Raw genomic sequence first — 13,329 nt, forward strand, 5'->3', positions numbered from 1 at the left:
AAAATATTACTTGGTGAAATTTTTTAAAAGGAGTGGGTATTTGAAGAAAAAAGAGCAATGTTTTCTTTAATTTTTAGGAGGATATTCATTATTTTTTCTTTCTTATCAGTTTGAAATAATAGACTTTTTCAATCGCAGCTGCATCTCATTAAAGGTCTTGTGGTGATAAAGGGAGTGTTTTTTTATGGTGACAAGAGCGTTTGGTGGCAAGGGCATTTGAAGAAAAATCAAAGAGAGTGAAAAAATCGCTCAGAGAATGTCAAAAAGAGGCATAAAAAAACTGTGATGCCATCCTGTATATCTAAAAAAAATGCTTTTCAAAAATATTTTGAATATTTTATTAAAATTTTTAAAAAGCAGCGATTTGTGGTGTTGCGAGTCGGCTATGTCTATGCTAGAAATCAAGTGATTTTTGTTCTAGGTTTTAAGAAAAAGATTCTTAAGATTGAGAATGTCTGTTTCATTTCATCTGATAACTATCAGAGAGTCGCTCAAGGGAAAGAGGCGGTATTTCGTGTCGGATTCATTTTCTCTCATACCGCTGCCGTTGGTAGATCAACGCTATGCGCAAGCGCTTTTTGATTGCGTTCAAGAAGCCGGAAACGTTGAAAAGGTTGAAAAGGCAGTAGAGGATCTTTTACTTGTTTTGGAGCATAAGGATTTAAAACGCTTTGTGCTTAGTCCATTCTTTTCAGTTAAAGAGCAAATTAAGGTGATGCAATCTGTTTGTGCAAACATCAAATTTGCTGATAAAAACGCAGGGCAGGTCATTGGTAATTTTTTACGCGTTATTGCAACAAACCGTAGGCTTAGTGCCGTATTTGGTATTTTGCGTGCTTTCCAGCATTGTGTTGCACGCGCTCGTAGGCAGGTTACTGCGCAAATTGTTTCTGCGCGCCCTTTAAGTTCTCAACAAAGACAAGAGTTGTGTGAGGCTTTGGAAGGTGTTGTTGGAGGAAAAGTCTTGCTGCACATCATTGTGGATCCAACAATTCTTGGTGGATTAATCGTTCGTGTGGGGTCGTCTCAAATTGATACGTCTCTTCTCACAAAATTGTCTTCACTTAAGCTTGCATTGAAAAAAGAGGTCAGCTGATGGATATTAGACCATCTGAAATTTCAAAAATTCTAAAAGAGCAAATCAAAAACTTTGACCAAAAGGCTGAGGTTTCAGAAATTGGTTGGGTTCTCTCTGTAGGGGATGGTATTGCTCGCGTTTATGGTTTGGATAATGTCCAAGCAGGGGAAATGGTCGCCTTTCCAAACGGTGTGCGTGGTATGGCACTCAATTTGGAAGTTGATAATGTTGGTGTGGTCATTTTTGGCTCAGATCGTGATATTCGTGAAGGTGATTGTGTAAAGCGGTTAGGTGCTATCGTCGATGTTCCTGTGGGGCCGGCTTTGCTTGGGCGTGTGGTTGATGCGTTGGGAAACCCTATCGATGGTAAGGGGCCCATTAAAGCAACAGAGCGTCGTCGTGTCGATGTTAAGGCTCCTGGAATTATTCCGCGTCAGTCTGTCCATGAACCGATGTCGACCGGATTGAAAGCGATTGACGCACTCATCCCTATTGGACGGGGGCAGCGTGAATTGGTGATTGGTGATCGCCAAACAGGAAAAACAGCAATTTTGCTCGATACATTTTTAAACCAAAAACCTTTTCATGAAAAAGGGGCTGGACGAGAGCAAGACAAAGTTTATTGTATTTATGTGGCTATCGGTCAAAAACGTTCGACTGTGGCACAATTCGTTAAAGTTTTAGAAGAACGTGGAGCGCTGGAATATTCTATTATTGTTGCAGCGACCGCTTCTGATCCAGCACCACTGCAATTTATTGCACCTCTTGCTGGGTGTGCTATGGGTGAGTATTTCCGTGATAATGGGCAACATGCTTTGATTGGTTATGATGACTTGTCAAAACAGGCGGTGGCGTATCGTCAAATGTCTCTTTTATTGCGTCGTCCTCCAGGTCGTGAAGCTTATCCGGGAGATGTTTTCTATCTGCATTCGCGTCTTTTAGAGCGGGCTGCGAAGTTGAATGCGGAAAATGGATCTGGGTCGTTGACAGCTTTGCCAGTTATTGAAACGCAAGCAAATGATGTTTCTGCCTATATTCCTACAAATGTGATTTCGATTACTGATGGACAAATTTTTCTAGAGACTAATTTGTTTTATCAAGGAATTCGTCCTGCTGTAAATGTTGGTCTTTCTGTATCGCGTGTTGGTTCTGCTGCACAAATTAAGGCGATGAAGCAAGTTGCTGGCTCGATTAAAGGTGAATTGGCGCAATATCGTGAAATGGCAGCTTTTGCGCAGTTTGGCTCTGATTTGGATGCGTCAACCCAGCGTTTGTTAAATCGGGGTGCGCGCTTGACAGAGCTGTTGAAGCAGCCACAATTTTCTCCACTCAAAACAGAAGAACAGGTGGTGGTTATTTTCGCGGGTGTGAATGGCTATCTTGATGCTTTGGCGGTTTCTGATGTTGCGCGGTTTGAGCAGGGGCTTTTGGTGCTTTTGCGGAGTGATTATCAAGATCTCTTAAAGGCAATTGCTGAGCAAAAGCAAATAACAGATGAGCTGAAAGATAAGTTGATAACTGTTCTTGATACTTATGCGAAAAATTTCTCGTGATGAATTGATGGAATGCTTGAATGGCTTCACTAAAAGATCTTAGAGACCGTATCGCTTCGGTTAAAGCAACACAAAAGATTACCAAAGCTATGCAAATGGTTGCAGCGGCAAGGTTGCATCGTGCTCAAGAGGCAGCGCAGTCTGCACGTCCTTATGCGAAGAGAATGGCTGATATTTTGACCAGTGTTGCTGCTGATGTAGATGGTGTTGATGCGCCTACTCTTATGCGTGGTACGGGGCGCGATGATGTACATCTTTTGGTGGTGTGTACTGCTGAGCGCGGTTTGTGTGGTGCTTTTAACGTGCAAATTGCTCGTCGTGCACGTGAACAGATTAAGGCATTGTTGGCGACTGATAAAATAGTAAAAATTATCACTGTGGGTAAAAAAGGCGCGGATATTTTATCGCGTGATTACAAAGGCTTGATAATTGATCATATCGATTTGCATGCTGTAAAGCGAATTGGTTTTGCAGAGGCAGTGATGATTAGTCAACGGATTGTTGATTTATTCAATGAAGGCGCTTTCGATGTTTGTACGCTGTTTTATTCTGAATTTGTTTCCGTAATTAATCAGCGTCCAACAGCTTTGGATTTGATTCCAATGGTTGCTCCAAAAGCAGCTGTTGGGGCAATAGATATTGTGGAGCAAATCGATCATAACAAAGGTTCACAATCGATTGTTTATGAATATGAACCTGATGCTGCGTCTCTTTTAGAGGCCCTTGTACCACGTAATCTTTCGGTGCAAATCTTTCGGGCTTTGCTAGAAAATGTTGCTGGTGAAATGGGCGCCAAGATGACAGCTATGGATAATGCATCGCGCAATGCGGGTGAAATGATTAGTAAATTGACGGTGGCTTATAATCGTCAACGTCAAGCACAGATTACGACAGAATTGATCGAAATTATTGCGGGCGCTGAAGCGCTTTAAATGGAGAAGGTAAAGATTGATGGTAAAAGCAGTAACCTCAAGCAAAGGAACAGAAAAAGGTGAAAAAAAGAAACCAGCTGCTCGTTCCAGCGTGAAAAAAGCCGCTTCGAAATCTCAAGTGGATGTAAAGGCTTCCTCTGTACCTGCGCGTGATGCAGCTAAAGATACACCTGTAAAAAAAGATACATCTGCAAAAAAAGAAGAGCATGCAAAAGGCGCTGTTGGTGAAATCAAGCAGATTATTGGTGCTGTCGTTGATGTGCAATTTGAAGGTGAATTGCCAAAAATTCTCAACGCTTTGGAAACAGAGAATTTAGGCAATCGCTTGGTATTAGAAGTTGCGCAGCATTTGGGTGAAAATACTGTGCGTACGATTGCTATGGATACGACTGATGGTTTGATGCGGGGCCAAAAGGTTGTGGATACAGGCACACAAATTAGCGTTCCTGTAGGAGAAGCAACGTTGGGACGTATTATGAATGTGATTGGAGAACCGGTGGATAATGTGGGACCAATCGCTTCAACCAAAACACGTTCTATTCACCAAGAGGCACCTGAATATGTTGAACAATCGACTGTTTCGGAAATTCTCGTAACCGGTATTAAAGTCGTGGATTTGTTAGCCCCTTATTCTAAAGGGGGTAAAATTGGCTTGTTTGGTGGTGCTGGTGTTGGAAAAACCGTTCTCATTATGGAGCTTATAAACAATATTGCAAAGGCACATGGTGGCTATTCTGTATTTGCTGGTGTGGGAGAACGTACACGTGAAGGAAATGATCTTTATTATGAAATGATCGAAAGCCGCGTGAATGTGAATCCAAAAGAGAATAATGGTTCAACGGAAGGGTCAAAGTGTGCCCTTGTTTACGGGCAAATGAATGAACCACCAGGAGCGCGTGCGCGTGTGGCTCTTTCAGGATTGACAATTGCAGAAAGTTTCCGTGATGAAGGACAAGATGTTCTCTTCTTTGTGGATAATATTTTCCGTTTCACGCAAGCAGGAGCTGAGGTATCTGCTCTTTTAGGGCGTATTCCTTCTGCTGTTGGGTATCAGCCGACTTTGGCAACGGATATGGGGGCGTTGCAAGAACGTATTACCAGTACAAAAACAGGCTCTATTACTTCCGTTCAGGCAATTTATGTTCCGGCAGATGACTTGACGGATCCGGCGCCGGCAGCGTCTTTTGCTCATTTGGATGCAACAACTGTTCTTTCGCGCTCTATTGCGGAAAAGGGGATTTATCCAGCGGTTGATCCGCTTGACTCTTTCTCGCGTATGTTGGATCCATTGATTGTGGGGGAAGAGCATTACACGGTTGCTTGTCAAGTGCAAACCATTTTACAACGTTATAGAGCGCTTCAGGATATTATTGCTATTCTTGGAATGGATGAACTTTCTGAAGATGACAAATTGCTGGTGGGGCGGGCGCGTAAAATTGAACGTTTCCTTTCGCAACCTTTCCATGTTGCGGAAGCCTTTACTGGTTCGCCGGGGAAACTCGTTCCTTTGGAAGAGACAATCAAAGGCTTTAAGGGGCTTTGTGCTGGCGATTACGATGATTTACCAGAAGCTGCTTTTTATATGGTTGGTTCGATTGATGAAGCACTTGAAAAAGGAAAGCGTCTCATGGCAGAGGCTTCTTAGTAAGAAGCTTCTTATTCAAGAGAAAACTGTCATGGGTATTTTTCGTTAAAAAGGACGAGTCGTTGGAGAAAACGGAGAGTCCTTATATCGGGTATTGTGGAGACTTTTGTGGAAAACAATAGAGAAGAGCATTTTTTATTTGAGCTTGTATCGCCTGAAAAAATTGTGTTTTCAGAGCAGGTCGTGTCTGTTGTTCTTCCTTCAGCCTCAGGTTATTTGACAGTTATGGCGCATCATGCGCCATTGGTGGCAAGTATTGTGTTGGGCAGTGTTCGTGTTCGCACCTCTGTGGGTGAAAAATTATTTGTTGTATGCGGGGGTGTTGCAAATATTACCTTTTCAGGCTGCTCTTTATTGGTAGAGCACGTTGTGGCTGTAGAGAATCTTTCTTTTGATGTATTAGAACAGCAGATTTTGCAGATTCAAGCGACGTTAGAAGGAGGGACAAGTGATGAGGACAATCATAAAATAGAGGCTTTTTTCCAGCAGTTGTCAGCTGATGGTGCTGTGTTGATAGAAGCGTAGCAGAGTATACAGGAAAAGATGACATGAGCGGAAAAAAGAGTACGGTTGTGTCTGCTAAAAGGAGTGCAAAACCTTTTCCTCATCCTGGTCGTGTCTTTGCGGGACCTTTGCCAAAGTGCTTTGTTTATATTTTTGCTTCTCTTATTTTGCAATGGGCTTATGGTTTAGGGGCTAATATTGTTCAGTCTAACATTGTCCATCTTACGGGTGATTTTCATGCAACTTTGGCCGAGACGACATGGCTGGTAGCGGCTTATATGGCGCCAAATGTGAGTGTAGCGATTATGTTGATCAAAATCCGCTATCAATTTGGGCTGCGCGCTTTTGCTGAATTATCAATTCTTGGCTTTGTTTTGGTTTGCGTGTTGCAGCTCTTTGTTACGGATTTGCGTTCTGCATTGATTATTCGCTTTTTTGCTGGGATTGCTGCTGCTCCTTTGGCTTCGCTTGCGCTGCTTTATATGATGGAGGCTTTTGCTCCAGCAAAGAAGTTTACTGTTGGTCTTAGTTTGAATTATATGAATGCGGCTTTAGCGGCACCTTTATCACGTTTGATTTCTCCTGATTTGCTGGAAAATGGTGGTTTTTCCAGTCTTTCCGCTCTGGAAATGGGGTTGGTTCTTATCAGCTTGGTCTGTATCTATACTTTGCCTCTTACTCCTGTTGTGCGTAGTAAGGTTATTCAAAAATTAGATTGGATAAGCTATGGTTTGATTGCTCTTGGTCTTGGATTAAATGCTGTGATCATGTCTGTTGGCATATTGTATTGGTGGTATGAAGCACCATGGATTGGTTGGGGGCTCGCACTTGCTATTTTCTCGTTGGCTATTGCTATTATTATTGAGCTTAATAGAGAAAAACCGTTGATTGATCTCCGTTGGATTTTCAGTAAAGAAATGGTCCAATCTGTTTTTATTTTATTTATTTTTCATGTTTTTTTATTGGAGCGGTCAAATTTGCCCGTAGGGTTTTTTAATCTTTTTGGTTTGCTCAATCGTGAGATGGCGCCCATGTATCTTGCGGTGACATTAGGGATTCTGTTAGGGGGGGCTGTTTGTGTCTTTTTTTTACGGGCGGGGCGTGAGGATTATTTTTATTTGTTGTCTTTGGGTTGTTTGGCGTTAGGAGCTTATTTAGATAGTCATGTAAACCATTTAACGCGCCCACAAGATATGATGTTGAGCCAAGGGTTGGTGAGTTTTAGTTATGCACTTTTTTTGCCTCCTGCTCTTTTCAAAGGGTTTGTGATCGCTGGTGAGCGAGGACCGCGTTACGTTTTAAGTTTTATTGCTGTTTTTTTGCTAACGCAAGTGACAGGGGGATTGATGGGGTCGGCTTTTTTTGGCAGCCTTCAGTTTTATTTTGCCCATAAGAACTTTGAGTCCTTAACACAAAATATTATTATTACTGATCCGCTTATTTCTGGTGAGATGAATACTTTATTTTCGCCTTCTTATGGTGTTTCTGTTCCCAATGGCTTGAGAAGTGAGCAGGGTACTTCTATGTTGATAGAGAAATTTAAGTTAACAGCAAATATTTTTGCTTATGATGACGTTTTTCGGCTTTATTTTTATATTTCAATGGTTGTATTCGTTATTTTTCTTGCCACAATGATTGTTAAGTCATGTTCTTTGCGTGCATTAGAAAAGTAGAGTAATGTCATAAAAAGAGGGGTGCAAAAAAAATGATAAAAAAATTACGGTCAAAAGCTACGATTGTTGCATTCCTATCGGGCATTACGGGTGTTTTGCTGATTTTGTGGGCTTGGAGGCTTCCTCCTTTTGTGAGTAACATTCAAATAACGGATAATGCTTCTATTAAGGGCAATGTTACTCTGGTTAGTTCACAGATCTCTGGGGTAATCGCACGGATTTATGTGCAAGATTATCAACGCGTTGAAAAGGGAATGCTGCTTTTTGAGCTCGATGATTCTCTTTTTCGGCAGCAGCTTGCACGGGCACAGGCTGTTCTCGATTCAAAAAATGCAAAACTGGCAAGTATTGAATTACAAGCACAGCTTTTGCAGGGCGAAATTAATACAGCAGAGGTGGAATTGGCGCGTTCACGAGCATTTTCCAATGTTGTTCCAGATAGTAAAAAGTTAGGTTTTGGTGATGCGGCAAGTTCTGTTTCGCGTCCTCTTTCACAACTCTTGACAGCTCTCGAAACAAAACGCCAATTGCAAAAACAATTGGATCTTGAACGGCAAAGTTTACAGTCAGAAATTGCGGGAGCGAAGGTGAGTGTTGAGTTGGCAAAACTTAATCTCGATCACACAAAGATTTTATCTCCTCGAACAGGCTATATTGGATTAGTTGGAGCGCGGGTAGGGCAATATGTTATGCCAGGGACACAATTGGTCTCTGTTATTTCTGATGATATTTGGATTATTGCTAATTATAAGGAAACGCAACTTTCTCAGATGCGTGTGGGACAACCGGTTGTTTTTTCTGTTGATGCATTGAACAACAAAAAGTTAACAGGGCGTGTGGTTCGTTTTGCACCTGCTACAGGCTCAGAATTTTCATTGTTAAAAACGGATACGACAATTGGTAATTTTATCAAAATTGCGCAACGTATTTCAGTACGGATTGCTTTAGATCCTGGGCAGGAAGGGATTGAAAAACTCATTCCTGGCATGTCCGTAGTTACCTATGTAGATACTTCGCAGCGAGTCGATTCTGGAGGATGAAATTTTGGGTTTTTTCAGTTTAATTTTTGCGTCATTTACTTATAGCAAGTGGTTGTTTACATTGGAAGATTTCGTTTGGTTTGCTATACTACATGTTTTAAAGCTCTTAGGCTTCTTATACTTTTATGTCATGATGTAAAATAATGTTCCTTAGAATATTAAAGCGCATGCATCTTTACTCACTTCCATTTCTTTTGAACTAACTCAGTAGGGGGGGTGGAGTATTGGAAGCTTTGCTTGTGGTTTTGCACAACACTGTCCTTTGAGGTGTGGTGTCACCGCATGTTTGGAAGATGGGGGTAGGGGGAAGCCAGATAAAAAATTGGATTATAGACTGGGTCGGATGGGAAACTTATCCTTTTGGGTGAGGGCGTAAAGTTAGGAGGAAGACGTAAAGTTTATATTTTGTAAACCATAAAAATGCCCGTTTTAAGGCGGGCATTAAAAGGGAAGGTTATTGGTTGTGTTATTAATTTTTACGGATCAGTAAGAAGCTTACTAAAACGACTCCTGCTGCTAATGCGAGGGTTTTTTTAGGATTTTCTTTCGCTTTTTTCTTTAATTCTGTAGCATGTTCGTTGAGGTGATAAAGTGCGTGACGGCCTTTTTGTTTCCATGTGTTAAACAGCTCAGAAATGTTTTCAAAGCTATCATTTTGAAAACTCCAATGATTTACGGGGACCAGCTCTCTTTTTAATTGTGCTATACGTTTTTTAATTTTAGCATTTTTTCTATGGGGTGAAAATAGACACATTTATTGACTCCTTCATGTGTTAAATTGTTGCGTGACAGTTGGAATTGTGTTTGGGGTTTTGCTATAACGGCTTGAACATTGAAAGGTTGCATTGATAATGCCGCGCGTGGGTGAGATAAGAATTAAAAGTTTGGGTTTAATGAGGCATTTCTTAATGTACTTGAGTTCATTTCGTGATGGTGTTTGTTAAGGATGTAAGGTAAAAATTTTTACAAAATGGTGTAAGATTCATTCATAAAGATGGTGGGCGATGTCTTCATTTTTTTGTTTGTTTAAAGTGTTGGGATAGCTTTTGGCACTTGAAATAGTTTATAAGGAGTTTTTATCTATCTATTCTCTTGTGGCTGTAGGGAGTGGTATTGATTGATTCAATTAAGAAGATTTAAAATGAGGAAATCTTACGATATTTGGGGTTGCTATTCAAATTTGTAAAAAATAGATTATTATAAATCAATATGTTGGATTAATTTGGCGATGTCTTTCATGCATTTTTAAAAATTGCGCTTTGATAGGCGTTATCTGTTGTGTTGTAAAACATTGTTTTGTGGTGACGTTGATTAAGGTATCGGCATGCAACTTAAAAATACAGTATTGTCTCTGTTTTGTTTCAGTTTCTTTTTGAAGCAACCAAGTGTAGAAGTATAAACTTGAACAGAAGTAGTAGAACTTATCCGGTGCGTCTATAGAATGAATCTACCTATGAATTGTATTGCATCAGTGTTAGTAGGTAGAACCTTTTGAGAGCAATCTGTTAAGATTGGTGGGCGGTGTAATTTTCGTCCTTTGAAGCGCGGAGGAAGTCAATGTAAATAATGATTGATAGCGCAGGTTTTAAAAATTTGAGGACTTGATGAGTACGACTTATTTTTTATCTAAACCACTTGAGCGTCGTCGATCTGTTGGTGTTGCTGTTGGTGATGTGATTATTGGGGGGCAGAGCCCGATAGTTGTACAGTCAATGACTAATACAGATACCGCTGATGTTGATGCAACTGTTTCTCAAGTAGCTGCTCTTTGGCAAGCTGGTTCACAATTGGTTCGAATTACTGTTGATCGCGATGAAGCGGCGGCGGCTGTACCAAAAATACGGGAGCGATTGGAGAGGTTAGGATTTTTTGTACCATTGGTTGGGGATTTTCATTATATTGGTCATAAGCTTTTATCTGAGCATCCTGCGTGTGCTGAGGCGCTTGCAAAATATCGCATCAATCCTGGAAATGTTGGTTTTGGCGCAAAAAAAGATCGTCAATTTGCAGAAATTATAGAGATTGCTTGTCGGTATCATAAACCTATTCGCATTGGCGTGAATTGGGGTTCTCTTGATAATGCGTTGTTAACACGGCTTATGGATGAAAATGCACAGCAAGAAAAACCCTTATCTGTGGCTGAAGTGATGCGGGAAACTGTTGTTCAGTCGGCTTTGCTTTCGGCTGCTTTAGCAGAAGAGTTAGGATTGGGGCGTGATAAAATTATTCTTTCTGCTAAAGTGAGTGATGTCCAAGATCTTATTGCTGTCTATACCACCTTGGCGGCGCGTTGTGATTATGCTCTTCATTTGGGATTAACGGAAGCTGGGATGGGAACAAAGGGCATTGTTGCTTCTTCGGTGGCTTTGGGTATTTTATTACAGCAAGGGATTGGCGATACGATACGAATTTCCTTAACACCAAAACCTGGTGGTGATCGGACACGAGAAGTAAAGGTGGGGCAAGAACTTTTGCAAGTGATGGGGTTTCGCCAATTTTTGCCTGTTGTTGCGGCTTGTCCTGGTTGTGGGCGCACAACTTCTACGGTCTTTCAACAATTGGCGCAAAAAATTGAAGCAGATTTATACAAAAATATGCCTGTTTGGCGTGAAAAATACCCTGGCGTTGAAAGTTTGAAGGTGGCTGTGATGGGATGTATCGTCAATGGACCGGGGGAGTCAAAACATGCGGATATTGGAATCTCTTTGCCTGGAGTGGGGGAAAGTCCAGCGGCACCTGTTTTTATTGAGGGACAAAAGGTAAAAACTTTGCGGGGTGATCACATTGCTGAAGAATTTGAAGCGCTTTTGAGTGATTATATTCATACACGCTTTGGGCAAGGTTGAGGTAAAAATCGCATAAGGTTGAAGTAAAAAGGGTGTGTCGTTTTTTTTAAACAAGCTGTCTTCAATGTGAAGAGGGTGCTGTTGTATGCTGCTTTAGCTATGGTCAATACTGTTGTTGGTTGCTTATTATTTTAGGTAAAACCAGATGATATGCCTGTTTTAGAATCAGAAGCTTATGAAGGATATTAATGAGTTTGAGTGTGTTAAGACTATTAAGCAAAACGATATGAATACTTTAAATGGATCCGTAAATGTTGTTGCTGGTTTTTGGCTGCTCTTGAGACAGTAAAATATTTAACGGATTCTTCAAATATCAAATTATAGAAAGAACATTGTTTATTGATTTTTCAGGCATTTTCCCAGCATTTTTTGGGGTATCAAATTGATAGGATTGGAAATCCTTATAGCGATTATAGTCCTATTTGTCGTAAAATGTAAGCTTTTATATGGATATAAAATGATGTATACGGGTGCCTTTTTTGGCGTTATTGGGGGAGTGCATGACAAGTATATTAGCGTTTGGCTTTTTATTTAATGGTATAAGGATTTTAACTGGCGCCTTTATTGTCTTTTATATGCTTGAAAAAGGCTTAACGCTTATTGATATTGGTGTCATTAAGTCGTTTCAGGCTTTTATTATGATGGTTACCGATATTCCTCTGGGATATTTTGCTGATCGAAAAAGTTACAAAATATCGATCGTTTTGGCAGCGGCTTTTGCTGCCACATGGCTCTTTCTCATGGGATTTTCTACAAGCTTTTATGGTTTTCTTTTGGCAGAAACTTTTAATGCCTTATCGCTGACATTAATTGCTGGAGCCTATAATGCTTTACTTGTTCAATATGCAAAAGAAAAATTGACATCTACTAAAAAAGTGCTTGGTTCCAGCTCTCAATATAATTACATCGGCATGTTTATATTCAGTTTAATCGGGGCATATTTTGCTGATTATTCTAGCCAATATATATGGTATATCGCGGCGTTTTTAATGTTGATGACGACACTATTTGGTTTGTTTTTTCTTGATGACTTGAAGGGGGAGAAAAAACCAAATAAAGTGAATTCTCTCATTTGTGAAGCTAAGGAGATGTTGTCTATTTTTATTAAAGTTCCTTATATCTCTTTATGCTTTTATTTTTCATTGATCTTTTTCAATATATTCTCGCAGTATTGGCAGTGGATATTTAAAGATCATAATATTAATGTCACTTATTTTGATCTTGGTGTGACATTTTCACTTATATTGTTCTCTCAGCTCTTGGCTAGTCTTCTCTTTACAAAACTAAGTGAAAGAGTGAATTTTATTTTACTGTTGTTTCTTTCGGCTTCACTGATTTTTACCGTTGCTTTCTTTGAACCAAGAAAAGAAATGGCTGTCATTTTAGTCTGTATGATTTTTTATCTCATTAAGTATACATATCTTCGTGTAGAAGTTGTTTTGCATGATAGTATTAGTGATTATTTCAGGGCTACATATGAATCTTTCTTGTCAACTGTTGGGAGATTTAGCTTATTGGTATTTTTTTACATGAGTGCGTATATGGTCAATATATTTGGCTTTTTCTCACTCGTTTATATTTTTGCTATTTATTTATTGATTTACTTGTTAGCAGTATTTTTTTTAGAAGGAACTCTCAAAAAAGTTCAGTGAAAATATTAACTTATTACGATACGTATTTTATAGGGTTTCATAGTGGGGCAAGGCTTTTATTTATTAAGGCGCATCGTTGTTTTTGCATGTTGAATGAGAAAGCTGAATAGTCTCAGTTATTCTTATTTAAAATCTATGTATGTTGAAGTAATCAAAGTCATCTGCTTGTACATTATAAGTGGGCTTGGCATAATAATCGTTAAAAAGGAAATAAAAATGCTGCTCATGAATATTGCACAAAGAGTTGCTGATAAGATTGGACGCTGATAAAGAAAATGATTGTGCCAGATTATATGCTTATTAAGGAATGGTGATGAAGCAGTTTTCCCCATTTTCATTGGTTCCTTGCTGGTAACCCTTTATCTCATTAGAGCTAATTTAAGCAGTCGGACAATTTATAGCCTGT

The 13,329-nt window shown here is 39.9% G+C and carries 10 protein-coding genes; 9 read left to right on the top strand and 1 reads right to left on the bottom strand.

What is annotated here, in order from left to right; genetic code table 11:
* Positions 1 to 514 precede the first annotated feature (514 nt).
* The 7 genes from atpH (at position 515) to ACFING_RS02540 (ending at position 8,425) form a co-directional block, all read left to right on the top strand.
* Positions 515 to 1,096: an ATP synthase F1 subunit delta gene (gene atpH, locus ACFING_RS02510; RefSeq protein WP_375621019.1), complete on the top strand. Its 582-nt coding sequence runs from the start codon at positions 515 to 517 to the stop codon at positions 1,094 to 1,096.
* Positions 1,096 to 2,631 (top strand): F0F1 ATP synthase subunit alpha, encoded by a 1,536-nt coding sequence (gene atpA / locus ACFING_RS02515; RefSeq protein ID WP_273790513.1) that lies wholly within the window; start codon positions 1,096 to 1,098, stop codon positions 2,629 to 2,631. Before atpH ends, atpA begins: the two co-directional genes overlap by 1 nt.
* 20 nt (positions 2,632 to 2,651) lie before the next feature.
* Positions 2,652 to 3,563, top strand: coding sequence for a F0F1 ATP synthase subunit gamma (locus tag ACFING_RS02520; RefSeq protein WP_375629656.1), 912 nt, complete (start codon positions 2,652 to 2,654; stop codon positions 3,561 to 3,563).
* A gap of 19 nt (positions 3,564 to 3,582) precedes the next feature.
* Positions 3,583 to 5,208, top strand: coding sequence for a F0F1 ATP synthase subunit beta (gene atpD, locus ACFING_RS02525; protein ID WP_375613176.1), 1,626 nt, complete (start codon positions 3,583 to 3,585; stop codon positions 5,206 to 5,208).
* Between the two features lie 108 nt (positions 5,209 to 5,316).
* Complete coding sequence (atpC, locus tag ACFING_RS02530; protein WP_375611725.1) at positions 5,317 to 5,733, top strand: ATP synthase F1 subunit epsilon; 417 nt, start codon at positions 5,317 to 5,319, stop codon at positions 5,731 to 5,733.
* A gap of 23 nt (positions 5,734 to 5,756) precedes the next feature.
* Positions 5,757 to 7,385: an MFS transporter gene (locus tag ACFING_RS02535; RefSeq protein WP_375613177.1), complete on the top strand. Its 1,629-nt coding sequence runs from the start codon at positions 5,757 to 5,759 to the stop codon at positions 7,383 to 7,385.
* A 32-nt stretch (positions 7,386 to 7,417) separates the two neighbouring features.
* Entirely contained in the window at positions 7,418 to 8,425 is a 1,008-nt protein-coding gene (locus tag ACFING_RS02540; RefSeq protein WP_375611727.1) for an HlyD family secretion protein, read from the top strand.
* A gap of 469 nt (positions 8,426 to 8,894) precedes the next feature.
* On the opposite strand, the gene ACFING_RS02545 is transcribed toward ACFING_RS02540, so the two are convergent.
* Positions 8,895 to 9,179, bottom strand: a complete 285-nt coding sequence (locus ACFING_RS02545) for a hypothetical protein (protein ID WP_375611728.1) — start codon at positions 9,177 to 9,179, stop codon at positions 8,895 to 8,897.
* A gap of 850 nt (positions 9,180 to 10,029) precedes the next feature.
* Between ACFING_RS02545 and ispG the strand changes: the two genes are divergently transcribed.
* On the top strand, positions 10,030 to 11,271 hold the full coding sequence (gene ispG / locus ACFING_RS02550; RefSeq protein ID WP_375629659.1) for a flavodoxin-dependent (E)-4-hydroxy-3-methylbut-2-enyl-diphosphate synthase: 1,242 nt from the start codon (positions 10,030 to 10,032) through the stop codon (positions 11,269 to 11,271).
* Positions 11,272 to 11,771: 500 nt separating this feature from the next.
* Entirely contained in the window at positions 11,772 to 12,923 is a 1,152-nt protein-coding gene (locus tag ACFING_RS02555) for an MFS transporter (protein WP_375629662.1), read from the top strand.
* Positions 12,924 to 13,329: the final 406 nt, after the last annotated feature.

This window comes from Bartonella sp. AP150HLJHH (genome assembly GCF_042196385.1).
GTDB lineage: Bacteria > Pseudomonadota > Alphaproteobacteria > Rhizobiales > Rhizobiaceae > Bartonella.

What these genes read in the sequence shown, in the direction of transcription:
- ispG (WP_375629659.1), top strand. Translation starts at nt 10,030, where the DNA reads ATGAGTACGACTTATTTTTTATCTAAACCACTTGAGCGTCGTCGATCT.
- ACFING_RS02555 (WP_375629662.1), top strand. Translation starts at nt 11,772, where the DNA reads ATGACAAGTATATTAGCGTTTGGCTTTTTATTTAATGGTATAAGGATT.
- atpD (WP_375613176.1), top strand. Translation starts at nt 3,583, where the DNA reads ATGGTAAAAGCAGTAACCTCAAGCAAAGGAACAGAAAAAGGTGAAAAA.
- ACFING_RS02520 (WP_375629656.1), top strand. Translation starts at nt 2,652, where the DNA reads ATGGCTTCACTAAAAGATCTTAGAGACCGTATCGCTTCGGTTAAAGCA.
- ACFING_RS02545 (WP_375611728.1), bottom strand. Translation starts at nt 9,179, where the DNA reads ATGTGTCTATTTTCACCCCATAGAAAAAATGCTAAAATTAAAAAACGT.
- ACFING_RS02535 (WP_375613177.1), top strand. Translation starts at nt 5,757, where the DNA reads ATGAGCGGAAAAAAGAGTACGGTTGTGTCTGCTAAAAGGAGTGCAAAA.
- ACFING_RS02540 (WP_375611727.1), top strand. Translation starts at nt 7,418, where the DNA reads ATGATAAAAAAATTACGGTCAAAAGCTACGATTGTTGCATTCCTATCG.
- atpA (WP_273790513.1), top strand. Translation starts at nt 1,096, where the DNA reads ATGGATATTAGACCATCTGAAATTTCAAAAATTCTAAAAGAGCAAATC.